The sequence below is a fragment of the Pseudomonas sp. B14-6 genome (genome assembly GCF_013260315.1).
GTDB classification, from domain to species: Bacteria; Pseudomonadota; Gammaproteobacteria; order Pseudomonadales; family Pseudomonadaceae; genus Aquipseudomonas; species Aquipseudomonas mandelii.
This window is the reverse complement of record NZ_CP053929.1, coordinates 2,255,919-2,271,418: the sequence shown is the minus strand read 5'-3', so window position 1 is coordinate 2,271,418 and position 15,500 is coordinate 2,255,919. Positions and strand designations below refer to the sequence as shown.

Below are 15,500 nucleotides of genomic sequence, written 5' to 3'. Positions count from 1 at the left end.
GTTCTTCCTTAAATTAAATGCCTGATTCGTTTTCGCGGGCCAGACGTCGTTCCTGGGCCTGCTTCTGCAAAATGTAGCGGGCCAGCAATTGGCGCTGGGCGTCGGTCGGGTATTCGAACTCGGTGCCAACGTCGTAGGCGCCAGCCTTGCGATCGCAATGCGTGACCTTGGCCCGCAGCAACAGGCCGAGGGCTTGCGGCATCAGCACCAGTTTGACCGACAGGTGCGCGCCCACGGCGATGGGCGTCGGGTGCTGGAAGTCGATACCGCCTTCGGAAATGATCACCGGCTGCGGCTCGCCGATCTGCCCGAGTACGGTGATGGCGATCACCTGGCTCAGCAGATCGATGCGTTTGTTCTGGGATTTCAGGAACGCAGCGAGGTTGCGGTCGCGCTCACTGATCTGGCGCAGCAGGTGTTGCGACTCGAATTCGCTCAGGTGCAGTTCGCTGAGCAAGTTGAACAGTGGGGAAGCATCCTGCAACACTTCCTGGCCTGCGGCTTCGGGAGCGGACAGGGGCCGAATTTCCAGTGCGATCGTGTCCTCGATACGGTAGTATTCGCGGCGATCTTCTTCATCTAATGTCGACATGGCGAACCCATGGTAGCGGCGGTGGTCTGAGTGTAAAGCTGGTTATCGACCCCCGCCACAAGGACGTTCCTTTTCCCTCCGAACAAGCCCCGACATGTTCAGACCTCTCTTCGTATTTATTGGCACGCGTTATACCCGTGCAAAGCGCCGCAATCATTTTGTGTCATTCATTTCCCTGACCTCGATGATCGGACTCGCCCTCGGCGTGGTCGTGATGATCGTCGTGCTTTCGGTCATGAACGGCTTCGATCATGAGATGCGCACCCGCGTGCTGGGCATGGTGCCCCACGCGACCATCGAGTCCGGTGAACCGATCAGCGACTGGCAAAGCCTGGCCGCCAAGGTCAAGCAGAACCCGCAGGTGACGGCCGTTGCGCCGTTCACCCAGATGCAGGGTTTGCTGACCAACAACGGCAAGGTCTCCAAAGTCCTGCTCAATGCCATCGACCCTGCGCTGGAACGCCAGGTCTCGATCATTGATAACTTCATGCAGCAGGGCAAACTCGACGACCTCACGCCGGGCAGCTTCGGCATTGTCATCGGTGACAAGGCGGCCGCCAAGCTTGGCGCCGCGGTTGGCGACAAGCTGACATTCGTGGCACCGGAAGTCACGGTGACCCCGGCCGGGATGTTCCCGCGCATGAAACGCTTTACCGTGGTCGGCATTTTCCATGTCGGTGCCGGTGAGATCGACGGGTACCTGGGTGTCACCAACCTGCAGGATCTGGCGAAAATGCATCGCTGGAAGCCGGATCAGGTCCAGGGCATCCGCCTGAAGTTCGATGACCTGTTCCAGGCCCCGCGCACGGCGTGGAATATCGCCCAGCAACTCGGTGAGGACCATTTCTACGCCCGCGACTGGACCCGTACCCACGGCAATCTGTATCAGGCGATCCGCATGGAAAAAGCCATGATCGGCCTGCTGTTGCTGCTGATCGTCGCCGTCGCGGCCTTCAACATCATTTCCACGCTGGTGATGGTGGTGAACGACAAGAAGGGTGACATCGCGATTCTGCGAACCCTAGGCTCCACGCCGGGGCAGATCATGGCGATCTTCATGGTCCAGGGCACGGTCATTGGCGTGATCGGCACGCTGATCGGCGCCGTGGTCGGGATCTTCGCCGCGTTGAACGTCAGCGCTGCGATCTCGGCCCTCGAAGGGTTGATCGGCCACAAATTCCTGAACGCCGACGTGTATTTCATCGATTACCTGCCGTCGCAAGTGCAGAGCCAGGACGTGTTGATGGTCTGCGCCGCCGCGTTGGTCCTGAGTTTCCTCGCCACCCTGTATCCAGCCTGGCGTGCCGCGCGCACCCAGCCTGCGGAGGCGCTACGTTATGAGTGAGTTGGGTATGAGTGATAAAGCAATCTTGAGCTGCCGCAACCTGGGCAAGTCCTATGAGGAAGGCCCGGAGTCGGTAGAAGTGCTGGCCGGTCTGCAACTGGAGTTGCATCCGGGTGAGCGCGTGGCGATTGTCGGCACCTCGGGTTCGGGCAAAAGTACCTTGCTCAACCTGTTGGGCGGTCTCGACACGCCGACCAAGGGCAGCGTCTGGCTCGATGGCGAAGAGCTGTCGGCCCTGAGCGAGAAGAATCGCGGCCTGCTGCGCAACCGGTCGCTGGGTTTCGTCTACCAGTTCCACCATTTGCTGCCTGAGTTCACCGCGCTGGAAAACGTCTGCATGCCGCTGCTAATCGGCAAGACTGCGATTCCGGAAGCGCGCCAGCGTGCGACTGCGTTGCTGGAGCGGGTAGGGCTTGGCCATCGCCTGGAGCACAAACCGTCTGAACTGTCCGGCGGCGAACGTCAGCGCGTTGCCATCGCCCGCGCCTTGGTGAACAAGCCAGGCCTGGTGATGCTCGACGAGCCGACCGGCAACCTCGACTCCCACACCGCCCAGGGCATTCAGGATTTGATGCTGGAACTCAGCACCTCGATGCGCACGGCGTTCCTGGTGGTGACTCACGACATGAACCTGGCTCGCCAGATGGATCGCGTCCTGCATTTGCAGGAAGGTTGCCTGACGCCCATCTGATTGGCCGAAACCCGGCGTGCTGAACAGTACGTCGGGTCTTTTATTTTTATACGGTGCCCCAGCGAATGTTCAGACCGTTATCGATCTTTATCGGCACGCGCTATACCCGCGCCAAGCGCCGCAATCGCTTTGTTTCCTTCATCTCGATGACCTCGATGATCGGTCTCGCCCTCGGCGTGCTGGCGATGATCGTGGTGCTGTCGGTGATGAACGGCTTCCAGCGCGAAATGAGCTCGCGCATCCTCGGAATGGTGCCGCACGCGACCATCGTCGGCGTGAAGCCGATCGACGATTGGCAGCCCGTGGCCGCCGCCGCGATGAAAAACCCGGAAGTCACTGCCGCCGTGCCGTTCACCGAGATGGAAGGCATGCTCTCCTATAAAGGCACGATGCAGCCAATTCAGGTCAGCGGTGTAGATCCCGCACTGGAAGGCAAGGTGTCGATCGTTGCCCAGCACATCGTTCAGGGCCGTCTCGATGCGTTGAAACCGGGCGAGTTCGGCGTGGTGATCGGCGAAATCACCGCGCGGCGTTTCCGCTTGAATGTCGGCGACAAGATCACCCTGATCGTGCCGGAAGTCAGCAACGCACCGGGCGGCATTACCCCGCGCATGCAGCGGCTGAACGTAGTGGGCGTGTTCAAGGTCGGTGCCGAGCTGGATGGCTCGATGGCGCTGATCCACGTCGCCGATGCCGCGCAGATGCAGCACTGGGAACCGAACCAGGTGCAGAGCGTGCGTTTGGCGGTGAAGGATTTGTACGCGGCGCCGAAGGTCTCCAGCGATATCGCTGGCGGGCTGGGCACCGCTTACAAGGCTGATGACTGGACCCACACCCAGGGCAGTCTGTTCAGTGCGATGAAGATGGAAAAAACCATGATCGGCCTGCTGTTGCTGATGATCGTCGCCGTGGCGGCGTTCAACATCATCGCAACGTTGATCATGGTGGTGAACGACAAGGGCGCGGACATCGCGATCCTGCGCACCATTGGCGCCACACCGCGGCAGATCATGGCGATCTTCATGGTGCAGGGCACGGTGATCGGGGTTGTCGGCACCTTGATCGGTGGCGTTCTGGGCGTGATAGCGGCGCTGAACGTCAGCGAGCTGGTGGGGTGGATGGAGCGGGTCAGTGGCCAGCACATCTTCAGTTCTGACGTGTATTTCGTCAGTAACTTGCCGTCGGAGTTGCAGGGTGGGGATGTGTTGTTGATCTGCTCGGCGGGGTTCGTCCTGAGCTTCCTGGCGACGGTCTACCCGGCCTGGCGTGCGGCGAAGATCGAGCCAGCACACGCGTTGCGGTATTCGTAAGTCGTTACACCGCCGTCACGAGCAGGCTCGCTCCCATTGGATCTGATTCAACTCGGTCACGGTGGGAGCGAGCCTGCTCGCGATGGGGCCGGCTCTGCTGGCCTTAATCTCCCTTTGGCAACTCAATCACAAACCGCGTCCACCCATTATTCGATTCGCAATGAATCTGTCCGCCATGGGCGCGGATGATTGACTGAGTGATCGCTAATCCCAATCCCGCATGTTCACTACTGCCTTCCTGGCGCGCCGGATCGGTCCGATAAAACCGGTCAAACAATCGCGGCAGCAACGCCCCGTCAATCCCGTCCCCACTGTTCTCGACCGTCAAACTCAAGGCTTTGACCTGATCGACAATCCGCACCCGAACCTCGCCTTCGGCTGGTGTAAACCGCAACGCGTTGTCCAGCAGATTGGAAAGTGCCCGACGCAACATGCTGCGATCTCCCTCCATGCGCGCACTGCCTTCACGACTCAACCTGACCTGCGCGTCCTCCGCCAACGGCGCAAAAAACTCCAGCAACAGATCCACTTCTCCCGCCAGCTCCAGCGGTTCGCGCTTGGGCATCAACAACCCATGGTCAGCCTTGGCCAGATACAACATGTCGTTGACCAGTTGCGCCATCCATTGCAGTTCTTCGAGGTTGCTGTGCAGCGCTTCGCGGTAGTCCTCGATAGGCCGAGGGCGGGTGAGGGTGACTTGGGTGTGGGTCAGCAGGTTCGACAACGGCGTGCGCAGCTCATGGGCGATGTCAGCGGAAAACGCCGAGAGCCGTTGAAATGAGTCGTCCAGGCGTCCGAGCATGGCGTTGAAGCTGTGGGCCAATTCCTCGAGCTCCGACGGCATATTCTCGTCGGGCAGCCGGGCATTGAGCGATTGCGCTGAAACGCCGCTGGCGATCGCGCTCATGCGTCGCAACGGGCGCAAACCACTGCGTGCCGCCCATGCACCGAGCAACGCGGTGGCCAGCGCCGACAAGCCGACGGTCATCCAGATCAGGCGCTGCATGCGTTGCAGAAAGTGCTGGTGATGGGTGATGTCCAGCAGCAAGGTCAATTGCGGTGAGTCAGGTTTGTCGAGATACAACGGAGCATTGAGGACGCGGTAGTCGGTACTTTCGCTACTCACCGTGGACAAACCCGCCTGGGTAGGTAATTCCCGGGGCAAGTGCGGCGAACTGTCATACCAGCGCTGGCCATCGCTGCCAGTGATTCGCAGCGACAGGTCGGCCTGCCGACTCAGTTCATCCGTCAGTCTGACTTCGCTTTCACTCGGCTGAACGTCATGCAGCGCGCGGCGTAAACCCATCAATTTGCCGTCCAGCAACTGCTGATCGAGTTCGACGAAGTGCGCCTCGCTGGCGCGACTGAACAACACTCCGGCAAACAATGAAACCACGGCGGTACAGGCCGCAAACAGCAACGCCAGGCGACTGCTCAGCGAGAGTCGACGCATCAGGCAGGTCGCTCTTCAAGGACATAACCCATGCCGCGCACGGTATGAATCAGCTTGTTGGGGAATTCATCGTCGATCTTCAGGCGCAAACGGCGGATCGCGACCTCGATGACATTGGTGTCGCTGTCGAAATTCATGTCCCAGACCTGGGAGGCAATCAGTGATTTGGGCAGCACCTCACCCTGGCGCCGCAGGAGCATTTCCAGCAGGGCGAACTCCTTGGCGGTCAGGTCGATGCGTTGACCGCCGCGCTCCACCCGGCGGCGGATCAAATCCAGCCGCAGGTCGGCCAGTTGCAGGCTGGTTTCCTGAGGCGAAGCGCTGCCGCGTCGCAACAGGCTGCGGACCCGAGCCAGCAATTCGGAAAAGGCGAACGGCTTGACCAGGTAATCGTCTGCGCCGAGTTCGAGGCCGTGGACCCTGTCCTCAACCGCATCTCGCGCCGTCAGAAAAAGGACTGGTGTATCGAGACCGGCGCCACGCACCGCCTGCAGGATTTGCCAGCCATCGCGACCGGGTAGCATCACATCAAGGATCAACAACGCGTAATCACCACTCAAGGCCAGTTGTTGGCCGGTGATGCCGTCGGCCGCCAGTTCGGTGTTGAAACCGGCCTCAGTCAGGCCCTGGCGCAGGTAGTGGCCGGTTTTCGGTTGGTCTTCGACGATCAGCAGCTTCATGGGCAACTCGAGGCAAATGGAACGAAGGCTTTATACCGTGGGCAGCGTTGATACAGACCAACCTGACAAAGTTGTAATTTGGCTGTCAGGTCGCGGGCAGTGGCGACAGTTTAGAGTTTTCCACAGGCTGAACCTTATCTTGTTGGAGTACGACTATGTTTTTGCGTAAATATCAGGGGCTGGCCGCGTGTTTGTTGGCGTTAAGCTCGCCAGTGTGGGCCTCGTCGGCGCAGCCCCGGGATTTCGGTCAGCCGGCCCCGGCAACCAAGGCTACCCGAAGTGTCGAGGTGGTGATGGATGACATGTCATTCACGGCCAAGGCGATCGATATCAAAACGGGTGAGACGATTCGTTTTGTGCTGGTGAATAAAGGCCAGTTGTTGCACGAATTCAACCTCGGCGATGCGGCGATGCATGCCCGTCATCAGCAGGAAATGATGAAGATGCAGCAGAGCGGCATGCTCACGCCTACAGGCATGAAGGAAATGGACCACGGTTCGATGGCAGGCATGGATCACGGGATGATGAAGCACGATGACCCGAACAGTGTCCTCGTCGAGCCGGGAAAAACGGCCGAGCTGACCTGGACCTTCACGAAGGCCACCAACCTGGAATTTGCCTGCAACATTCCCGGCCATTACCAGGCGGGCATGGTCGGCAAACTGACTGTCAGTCAGTAAGCACTCAAAGGCGGGCGCAAAGGCTGGTAGAATCCGCTGATTCTTCAGTCAGGTTTCCGCCATGCATCCCGCAGCCGAACACTCGCCGCTGGGCAAATCCAGCGAATACATCGCCACTTATACGCCGTCCTTGCTGTTCCCGATCCCGCGCACCGCGAAATGGGCCGAGTTGGGCCTGACGGCGCAAACCCTGCCTTACAAGGGTGTGGACTTCTGGAACTGCTTCGAGCTGTCGTGGCTGTTGCCGTCCGGTAAGCCGGTGGTGGCGATTGGCGAATTCAGCATCCCGGCGGATTCGCCGAACATCATCGAGTCGAAGTCGTTCAAGCTGTACCTGAACTCGTTGAACCAGACACCGTTTGCCGATAGCGCGACCCTTGAAGCGACGCTGGTCAAAGACCTGTCGGCCGCTGCCGGCAAGCCGGTTGGCGTGCGGATTCGCAGCCTCAAGGATGTCGAAGCCGAAGGCGTCGTGGCGTTGCCGGGTGTGTGTATCGATGATCTGGAGATCAGCGTCAGCAACTACGAACATCCGCGCCCGGAGCTGCTGCGTTGCGATGATTCGCGCATTGTCGAAGAGAGCGTGCACAGTCATCTGCTCAAATCCAACTGCCCGGTCACCAGCCAGCCGGACTGGGGCAGCGTGGCGGTTGAATACCGTGGCGCGGCCCTGGATCACTCGAGTTTGCTGGAGTACATCGTGAGCTTCCGTCAGCACTCGGACTTTCACGAGCAGTGCGTGGAGCGGATTTTTCTCGACTTGCAGCGGTTGTTGAAACCGGAGAGGTTGACGGTGTATGCGCGGTATGTGCGGCGTGGTGGGTTGGACATCAACCCGTATCGCAGCACTGAAGACGTGCAATTGCCGAACCATCGCCTGGTCCGTCAGTAAAATACTCCTGTAGGAGCGAGCCTGCTCGCGATGGCGGAGTGTCTGGCACCATCGATGTTGAATGTGCTGCCGTCATCGCGAGCAGGCTCGCTCCTACAAGGGATTGCAGTGCACTTCCCGGGTATGAAAAAGCCCCGCCATCACTGGCGGGGCTTTTTTGCATCTGGCGTATTCAGATCCCCATGCTGGCCAAGGCTTGCACGATGTTGCGCAAGGTGCCAGCGAGGGTGGGGTGTTCGACTTCAAAGCGTTCGACGGCCAGGTTGACGCCGTCGACGAGGCTGGAATCCTGGGTTTTGGTTTCGAGTTCAAGCTCCAGTTCGATCTGTTGCATCAGCGCGTGCAGGTCTTCGCGCTCGGCTTCCGTCAGCGGCGGATTCTGTTCCAATTGCTCGCGCAGAGTATTGAGCTGTTGTTGCAGTTCGCGGGCAGGCATGGCGTTCTTCCTTTTATCGATAGGCACTGGCATAGACCGCAGCAGCGTGCCAAAGGTCTATGGCTTGCCTTTAGATTAATCCACTCCCGCGCAACCTGCATGATCTCGATCAGGGCTTTTCGCCCTTGAGCCGACGCAGGCTGATGTCCGCCAGGCAGGTGTCGAGCTCGCCGAGGTGATCGATCACCGAATGCACACCCAGGCTGAACAACTGCACGGTCGCTTTACCACGCAGGTGTTCGCGCTCCTTTTGGCTCAAGGCCTGCCATTCGTTGGGCGCCAACCCGCAGAGCGAACCGCAGGACGCCAGGCCGATCGTCCATAACCCGGCATTCAGTCCCGATTGCAGCAGTCGCGGTTCGCCACTGACCAGCACGCAACCATCGAGTCGTTCGACATTCAATGCCATCAAGGCTTGCCAGCAAGCGTTCGGCGCCGGCCATGGATTGAGTGTTGCGGGGTGTTGCGAAGGTTTGATCCACGCAGGCAGGGCGCCGGCCAGCGAATGGGTGAGGGCGGGGGGCAACTCGTCGAGCCAGGCGCAAGGAATCTGCTGGCGCTGCAAGCTGTTCAGACTGTCCAGCGCGCCGGGGGTGACCTCGGCATGCGCTGGTGTGTGAGTATCGTGCTGGCGCATCCGGGCGCCGAAATCCACCAGGCAACCGCTGAGCCCGAACAGTACGGCGGTCAGGCTGGGTGCGGCAACGGGCAAGGCTTCGGCGTGCGGCATATCAACGTCCCTGAAATAACGACAGGCTATGTGTTGCCGGTGACAGTTGCATGACACTGATGTGAAGCGCGCTCAGTCAGGACGAATCATCTGTAAGTCCTTACGCGCGAGGCTGCCCTAAACCGGCTTTTCCGTCTTATACTAGCCAGCTTATCGCCTGGGCCAAGTGCCCATGCCAGTACAATCCAAGGAGTTTTCTATGCGCTGGAGCAATCGTCTAGCTCAGCTTTGTGTGTGTGCCAGCGTGTTGCTGGTTCCGTTCGCAGCCCAGGCTGCCACGGAAGAAGACCCTTGGGAAAGCGTCAACCGTCCAATCTTCCAGTTCAACGACTTCGTCGACACCTATGCACTCAAGCCAATCGCTCAAGGCTACCAGTTCGTGACGCCGCAGTTTCTGGAAGACGGCATTCACAACATGTTCCGCAACGTCGGTGATGTCACCAACCTTGCCAACAACGTCTTGCAGGCTAAACCGGCCGCGGCTGGCGTCGATACTGCGCGTCTGATCTTCAACACTACCTTCGGCCTGCTGGGCTTCTTCGACGTCGGCACCAAAATGGGCCTGAATCGTAGCGACGAAGACTTCGGCCAGACGCTCGGTTACTGGGGCTTGGGCAGCGGCCCGTATGTGATGTTGCCGTTGTTGGGCCCAAGCACGTTGCGTGATGCGCCATCCAAGTACGTCGACGGCTACACCGGCCCGTATCGCTATATCAACGACGTTCCCGTGCGTAACTCGATCTTCGGCCTGAACATCGTCGACACCCGCGCCAGCTTGCTGTCGAGCGAGAAGTTGATCACTGGCGACAAATACACGTTCATTCGCAATGCGTATTTGCAGAACCGCGAGTTCAAGGTCAAAGACGGCCAGGTCGAAGACGATTTTTGATCTCTACCCGTGAAATGAAGAAGGCGGCCGATTGGCCGCCTTCTTTCGTTTGGATCAGGGCTTATTTCATCTTCAAGATTGTAAGCCCGAGTTTCTGACTGCCACCGTCCTGTTCCTTCACCCAGACCACTTCGGTGTCGGCTTCAAGGCCTTTGAGCGCTGCGTGATCGGAATCGATGCGCACGCTGAGCCGGCCTCCGACCTTGAACAGGCGGGGTGCCTCGACCTGCATGCCACTGCTGGAAAGGTCGATGCAGACGGCTGGCACCTCATCGCCTTCGTGAATCAGCGACACATCGGCATCGACCCGCATGCGGATGAAATCGCGCTTTTCGCTGTAGTCCCGATCGGTTTGACTCATGGGCTTCATCCTTCCATTGGGTTACGGTTTTGCCTGTTCTTATAACTCCCGGTGATTTGACAAGTAAAGACGTCAAGCGACCATCGGCGTGAGCTTGAAACGCCCCGCGGATGGGAGTACCGTCTGCGCCTTAGAAGGGCACCTCTGGTGTACCTGTGTGTAGGGCAAATGCCCGATAACGGTGCGACAGAGAGGCTAGAAAGCGAATCCAGTAGTGTGAGCCGGGCTAAAACCCGTGCCTGCTACGCCAACCTAATTCTGGCGCCGTTTGCCCACATGCCAAAAACCAGTGCCACGCTGCTGATAATCGATGATGACGAAGTAGTGCGCGCGAGCCTCGCGGCCTACTTGGAAGACAGTGGTTTCAGTGTCCTGCAAGCCAGCAATGGCCAGCAGGGTCTTCAGGTATTCGAGCAAGACAAGCCTGACTTGGTCATCTGCGATCTGCGCATGCCGCAGATGGGCGGACTCGAACTCATTCGCCAGGTCACCGAGCTGTCGCCGCAAACCCCGGTGATCGTGGTTTCGGGTGCCGGCGTGATGAACGACGCGGTCGAGGCCTTGCGCCTGGGTGCGGCGGATTACCTGATCAAGCCTCTCGAAGATCTGGCTGTGCTCGAGCACTCTGTGCGCCGTGCCCTGGATCGTGCGCGCCTGCTGCTGGAGAACCAGCGCTACCGCGAGAAGCTGGAAAAGGCCAACCGCGAGCTCGCCGCCAGCTTGAACCTGCTCCAGGAAGACCAGAACGCCGGTCGCCAGGTGCAGATGAACATGCTGCCGGTCAGCCCCTGGACCATCGACGAGTTCCAGTTCGCCCACCAGATCATCCCGTCGTTGTACCTGTCGGGTGATTTCGTTGACTACTTTCGGGTCGACGAGCGTCGCGTAGCCTTCTACCTGGCCGACGTTTCCGGCCATGGCGCCTCTTCAGCCTTCGTCACCGTGCTGCTGAAGTTCATGACCACGCGCTTGCTGTTCGAATCCAAGCGCAGCGGCACATTGCCAGAATTCAAGCCTTCAGAGGTCCTTGGTCATATCAACCGAGGCCTGATCAGTTGTAAGCTGGGTAAACACGTCACAATGGTCGGTGGTGTCATCGACGAGGAGACAGGTTTGTTGACCTATAGCATCGGTGGTCATTTGCCGTTGCCTGTGTTGTACACGCCAGACAGTGTTCGTTATCTGGAAGGTCGTGGTCTGCCGGTGGGCCTCTTCAATGAAGCCACCTATGAAGACCACGTGCTGGAGCTGCCGCCGACGTTCAGCCTGACGCTGATGTCCGATGGCATTCTGGACCTTTTGCCAGAACCTACACTCAAAGAAAAAGAAGCGGCTTTGCCCCAACGGGTCAAGGCAGCGGGCGGCAGCCTGGATGGTCTGCGGCAGGTTTTTGGATTGGCCACGCTAGGGGAGATGCCGGATGATATCGCCCTGTTGGTGTTGAGCAGGAATCTTTAATGAGTACCGGTAGAATCCAGTTCGCCGAGCAGGATGGCACCTTCGTCCTGAAGTTCGTCGGTGAAGTTCGCCTGACCCTGTGTTCGGCGTTGGATGCGACTATTGAGCGGATCTTCACCGCGTTGAACTTCAACGCGATCGTGATCGACCTGACCGAAACCCGCAGCATCGACAGCACCACCCTGGGCCTGCTGGCCAAACTGTCGATCCTGTCGCGGCAAAAGGTCGGCCTGCTGCCGACCGTCGTCACCACCCACGAAGACATCACCCGTCTGCTGCAGTCCATGGGCTTCGAGCAAGTGTTCAACATCGTTGACCGCCCGATCCCGTGTCCTGAATGCCTGACCGACCTGCCAGACCAGGATCAGTCCGAGGAAGTCGTGCGGATCAAAGTGCTCGAGGCACACAAAATCCTCATGGGCCTGAACGACTCCAATCGTGAAGCCTTCCATGACCTGGTGAATGCTTTAGAGCGTCATTGATCCCCTGAGGGGGATGTAGGGAAGGCGGGCTCCATCGCGAATCCCCGAATCCAAAGCATGAAAAAGGGCGAACCTGTAAGGGGTCGCCCTTTTTGCATTGCGCTGGACTAGATCACAGCTTGGCTTGCAGCAGTGCTTCGAGTTTTTCCTGGTCGCGAGCGAACTGACGAATCCCCTCCGCCAGTTTCTCGGTCGCCATCGCGTCCTCGTTGGACAACCAGCGGAACTGCGCTTCATTCAGGCTCAAGCGCCCTTCACCCGCATGCCCCGGGGCCAACTTGCGCTCCAGCTTGCCAGTGTCTGCCGCCAGCTTTTCCAACAGGTCCGGGCTGATGGTCAGGCGATCACACCCGGCCAACTGCTCAATCTGATTCAGATTGCGGAAGCTCGCACCCATGACCACGGTCTTGTAGTCATTGGCCTTGTAGTAGTTGTAGATACGCGTCACCGACTGCACACCCGGATCATCCGCGCCGGTGTAGTCGTTGCCGTTGGCTTTCTTGTACCAGTCGTAGATGCGGCCTACGAATGGCGAAATCAGGAACACCCCGGCGTCAGCACATGCCGCCGCCTGAGCAAACGAGAACAGCAGCGTCAGGTTGGTCTGAATGCCTTCCTTTTCAAGCTTCTCGGCAGCGCGAATGCCTTCCCAGGTGGAGGCGATTTTGATCAGCACGCGGTCACGGCCGATGCCGGCCTTGTCGTACAGCTCGATCAGACGGTGCGCACGCTTCAATACGGCGTCAGTGTCGAACGAAAGGCGTGCGTCCACTTCAGTGGAAATGCGGCCCGGTACAACCTTCAGGATTTCCTGGCCTACCGCCACGCCAAAGCGGTCGCTGGCCAGGCCCACATCGCCCTTGCAGTCGTGGACGCAGGCGTTCAGCAACTCGGCATAACCGGGAATGGCCGCCGCTTTCAGCAGCAGGGAAGGGTTGGTGGTAGCGTCGACGGGTTTTACGCGAGCGATAGCTTCGAAGTCGCCGGTGTCGGCAACTACGGTGGTCATTTGTTTGAGTTGTTCCAGCTTGGAAGTCATGGGCGTGCTCTGTCCTATGGGTCTAATGACATTACCCGAGCGCTGACAGCCACTCAAGGGCGCATGTACGTATCGGTGGCCCCGTTGGCAACAACCGGAGAACGGATGTTTGAAAGGTGGGGCGCGGGTCTCGGTAAATACGATGCCAAAACCGCGCGCAGGTTCAAAGCAACTGACCGTTGACGGCTCTATGGCAACTCTGGCGCCTGAGCTGGCATGCCTGCATTCGCACGCCAACGGGTGTTAAAAAGGGTCAGGTTCAGCCGTTATAAGATGTCAATTAGTGCCACTCGGATGGCGTGTAATGTGGCGCGGATAAATGTAGGTATTGGATGGGGAAATGACTTCACAAGGTGAGCGGGTGTCTGCAATTGTGGAGGCCTTTGATGACATTATTCTCGGTTATGTCTTGAAAAAATTGACCGAAGTATTTGAAGCGCTGATGGCCGCATCAAAGAAGAACCATCCGGACAATATGACGGGTCTGGTTGAAATGGGAAGGGTGAAAGCCGCAAAGAAAATTCCCGCTTGGCTCAATCGCGTGAAACACAGCATGCCCAGCCAAGTCACTCGCGTGTTGCTGGAACAAATGAGCGACTCACAGAAGTCCAAACATGACCTGCGTTTTGAAGCGCAAGCCGTATTGTTCGAGGTGCTGGTGGAAGAGTCGCTGGCCATGGACGCCGCAAGTTATGCAGAGTGGATTAATAAAAGCGCCGGTTGATGGTGGGCGCGGTCATTCATCAGGGTTACTTCAATAACATTTTGACGGCAGCTTCCGCAGGTTTTGATGTTCCATCGGACGATTTTAATCCAAAACTTCGCTCGCGATCATTGCTGCCAGAGTCGCTGTTTTTCCATTCGTAAAGGGATGTCAGCGGTATATTCAGTTTTTTGACGTCCGAGATAAATCTTGTAATGCGTGATGCTTGTCCGGCGGTGCCTCCGATGGAACTGAGCGATGGCACTCCCCATTCGGTAATGACCCCCGGCACATGGAAGTTATCAAGGATAAACGCTTGAGTACGGCTGATTTCGGTGCCCGACATGCCATACGGGTGATAAGAAACAGCGCTGAGGCACCGTGGGTGTTCCCTCAGAATCTCAGTCAGTGCGACGGTCGCCTTGGAGTCTTTGGTGGGCGCCTTCGCGAATCCAAAGCCGATCAGGGGTGTTGAGTGATCCCGCTTTTGTAACGCGTTGCACACTGCGCTCATGAACGGCACAAACGTTACTTCAAAATCCTGGGTAGGCCAGTATTTTGGCAAGTCCGGTTCATTCCAGATTTCAATGGCGACAAGCTGCGTACTGAAGGCGTTTTCCAGACCGATCACCGAGTTGGCGAATGAATCTCCCGCAGCGGCGAGATCTATCCCACTGCTTTGCGTTTTGTGGGTTAACGCTTTTGTGGAGCGAACGGTCATCAATACTGGCAGGTCGGCGGATTTGGCCGCTGCGAAGGCTTCACTGATCTGTTGTTGATACGCCGGGTTACCCAGGCTATTCGTCCATACGCCAAAGCGCACGAATCCAAACCCTGACGCCTTGATCTCATGGGCGTCGGCGGTCGAGAAATTCTGGATCTTCACCTGAACGCCTATTGTCTTGTTGTCCTGGGCCAGTGCTGAAAAAGCCTGACTGGCGTAAACAGGGCTGAAGGCGCCAAGTATAAATAGCGTTGAAGTGGCAATCAGTCGAAAACACATGGAGGGCATAACTAGCAGTTCCTGTAGTCGTCCAGAGTAGAGGGCAGGGGAACATAGCATTAGTCAGTTAATACAGCGATACCATTAATCTTCCCGCCCAGACGTCCATTGTTAATATTGGTCGGATAAATAACTTTCCTATCGTGAGTGTTATTTATGGTCCGGTTTTCTGGTTGGGCGTTTTTTGTGTGTCGTGGTATTTAATACGAAAGTATTTTCATGATGGATCCCACTCTGAATGCGGGACGGTCTTGTTGGCTCACTTATAGCCTCGCTATACGTGGACCGAATCGACACTACACGGGAAGAGTAGCCTTGTTCAGAAAGATTCTTGTGGTCTGCGTCGGCAATATATGCCGAAGCCCGACCGCTGAACTGTTGCTTCGCCATGCGCTGCAACCTTCAGGTATCTCAGTGACCTCCGCGGGATTGAACGCGCGGGTGGGTGAGTCTATGGAGCCCGATGCACTTCGGGTTCTTGAAGAACAGGGTCACGAAGACCAAGGGTTTAAAGCGCGGCAGATTACGCCTGCCATTGTCAATGAATCAGACCTCATCCTAGTCATGGAAAAAGAGCATGTACAGGGCGTACTAAAGATTGCATCACACGCCAGGGGCAAAGTGTTTCTTCTGGGGAAGTGGCAGAGTGAACGCGAAATAAAGGACCCGTATCGTCAAGGAAAAGCTGCGTTTGTCCATGCCCATGCATTGATTGAAGATGCCGTTTGCTCATGGGCGCAGCGCCTCGGACGTTGA

The 15,500-nt window shown here is 57.9% G+C and carries 18 protein-coding genes; 10 read left to right on the top strand and 8 right to left on the bottom strand.

Features of this window, described 5'->3' with window-relative positions; translation table 11 throughout:
* Positions 1-13 precede the first annotated feature (13 nt).
* The gene (locus HP062_RS10365) at positions 14-592 is read right to left on the bottom strand and encodes a PilZ domain-containing protein (RefSeq protein WP_010456319.1); all 579 of its coding nucleotides are present in this window, start codon (positions 590-592) and stop codon (positions 14-16) included.
* Positions 593-686: 94 nt separating this feature from the next.
* Here HP062_RS10365 and HP062_RS10360 point away from each other — a divergent pair, with 94 nt between their 5' ends.
* From HP062_RS10360 to HP062_RS10350, 3 genes are all read left to right on the top strand, one after another.
* Positions 687-1,937, top strand: coding sequence for a lipoprotein-releasing ABC transporter permease subunit (locus HP062_RS10360; RefSeq protein ID WP_010456317.1), 1,251 nt, complete (start codon positions 687-689; stop codon positions 1,935-1,937).
* Positions 1,938-1,944: 7 nt separating this feature from the next.
* Entirely contained in the window at positions 1,945-2,628 is a 684-nt protein-coding gene (gene lolD, locus HP062_RS10355; protein ID WP_167360488.1) for a lipoprotein-releasing ABC transporter ATP-binding protein LolD, read from the top strand.
* A 65-nt stretch (positions 2,629-2,693) separates the two neighbouring features.
* Entirely contained in the window at positions 2,694-3,938 is a 1,245-nt protein-coding gene (locus HP062_RS10350) for a lipoprotein-releasing ABC transporter permease subunit (RefSeq protein WP_010456313.1), read from the top strand.
* A gap of 103 nt (positions 3,939-4,041) precedes the next feature.
* Here HP062_RS10350 and HP062_RS10345 read toward each other — a convergent pair whose 3' ends face one another.
* Positions 4,042-5,391, bottom strand: coding sequence for a heavy metal sensor histidine kinase (locus tag HP062_RS10345; RefSeq protein ID WP_172791378.1), 1,350 nt, complete (start codon positions 5,389-5,391; stop codon positions 4,042-4,044).
* Complete coding sequence (locus HP062_RS10340; RefSeq protein ID WP_010456310.1) at positions 5,391-6,071, bottom strand: heavy metal response regulator transcription factor; 681 nt, start codon at positions 6,069-6,071, stop codon at positions 5,391-5,393. The genes HP062_RS10345 and HP062_RS10340 overlap by 1 nt, the downstream gene beginning before the upstream one ends.
* 155 nt (positions 6,072-6,226) lie before the next feature.
* Here HP062_RS10340 and HP062_RS10335 point away from each other — a divergent pair, with 155 nt between their 5' ends.
* Both HP062_RS10335 and queF read left to right on the top strand, forming a co-directional pair.
* Positions 6,227-6,751: a plastocyanin/azurin family copper-binding protein gene (locus HP062_RS10335; protein WP_010456308.1), complete on the top strand. Its 525-nt coding sequence runs from the start codon at positions 6,227-6,229 to the stop codon at positions 6,749-6,751.
* A gap of 61 nt (positions 6,752-6,812) precedes the next feature.
* Positions 6,813-7,643, top strand: coding sequence for an NADPH-dependent 7-cyano-7-deazaguanine reductase QueF (gene queF / locus HP062_RS10330; RefSeq protein WP_172791377.1), 831 nt, complete (start codon positions 6,813-6,815; stop codon positions 7,641-7,643).
* Between the two features lie 172 nt (positions 7,644-7,815).
* Here queF and HP062_RS10325 read toward each other — a convergent pair whose 3' ends face one another.
* Complete coding sequence (locus tag HP062_RS10325; protein ID WP_154501328.1) at positions 7,816-8,079, bottom strand: DUF4404 family protein; 264 nt, start codon at positions 8,077-8,079, stop codon at positions 7,816-7,818.
* 109 nt (positions 8,080-8,188) lie between these two features.
* Positions 8,189-8,809, bottom strand: a complete 621-nt coding sequence (locus HP062_RS10320; protein ID WP_077748234.1) for a phosphatase — start codon at positions 8,807-8,809, stop codon at positions 8,189-8,191.
* A gap of 199 nt (positions 8,810-9,008) precedes the next feature.
* Between HP062_RS10320 and HP062_RS10315 the strand changes: the two genes are divergently transcribed.
* The gene (locus tag HP062_RS10315) at positions 9,009-9,698 is read left to right on the top strand and encodes a VacJ family lipoprotein (protein ID WP_010456300.1); all 690 of its coding nucleotides are present in this window, start codon (positions 9,009-9,011) and stop codon (positions 9,696-9,698) included.
* Between the two features lie 61 nt (positions 9,699-9,759).
* Here the strand turns inward: HP062_RS10315 and HP062_RS10310 are convergent, their stop codons facing one another.
* Complete coding sequence (locus tag HP062_RS10310; protein WP_172791376.1) at positions 9,760-10,059, bottom strand: PilZ domain-containing protein; 300 nt, start codon at positions 10,057-10,059, stop codon at positions 9,760-9,762.
* Positions 10,060-10,335: 276 nt separating this feature from the next.
* Between HP062_RS10310 and rssB the strand changes: the two genes are divergently transcribed.
* Together rssB and rssC are read left to right on the top strand one after the other, a co-directional pair.
* The gene (rssB, locus tag HP062_RS10305; protein ID WP_010456296.1) at positions 10,336-11,517 is read left to right on the top strand and encodes a two-component system response regulator RssB; all 1,182 of its coding nucleotides are present in this window, start codon (positions 10,336-10,338) and stop codon (positions 11,515-11,517) included.
* Positions 11,517-11,999 (top strand): anti-sigma factor antagonist RssC, encoded by a 483-nt coding sequence (rssC, locus tag HP062_RS10300; RefSeq protein ID WP_007935262.1) that lies wholly within the window; start codon positions 11,517-11,519, stop codon positions 11,997-11,999. Before rssB ends, rssC begins: the two co-directional genes overlap by 1 nt.
* A 112-nt stretch (positions 12,000-12,111) precedes the next feature.
* Here the strand turns inward: rssC and tal are convergent, their stop codons facing one another.
* Positions 12,112-13,038, bottom strand: coding sequence for a transaldolase (tal, locus tag HP062_RS10295; protein ID WP_010456288.1), 927 nt, complete (start codon positions 13,036-13,038; stop codon positions 12,112-12,114).
* A 340-nt stretch (positions 13,039-13,378) separates the two neighbouring features.
* Between tal and HP062_RS10290 the strand changes: the two genes are divergently transcribed.
* Positions 13,379-13,762 (top strand): hypothetical protein, encoded by a 384-nt coding sequence (locus HP062_RS10290; RefSeq protein WP_077748237.1) that lies wholly within the window; start codon positions 13,379-13,381, stop codon positions 13,760-13,762.
* A 25-nt stretch (positions 13,763-13,787) separates the two neighbouring features.
* On the opposite strand, the gene HP062_RS10285 is transcribed toward HP062_RS10290, so the two are convergent.
* Positions 13,788-14,753, bottom strand: a complete 966-nt coding sequence (locus HP062_RS10285; RefSeq protein WP_172791375.1) for a glycosyl hydrolase family 5 — start codon at positions 14,751-14,753, stop codon at positions 13,788-13,790.
* Positions 14,754-15,059: 306 nt separating this feature from the next.
* Here HP062_RS10285 and HP062_RS10280 point away from each other — a divergent pair, with 306 nt between their 5' ends.
* Complete coding sequence (locus tag HP062_RS10280) at positions 15,060-15,500, top strand: low molecular weight protein-tyrosine-phosphatase (RefSeq protein WP_042932693.1); 441 nt, start codon at positions 15,060-15,062, stop codon at positions 15,498-15,500.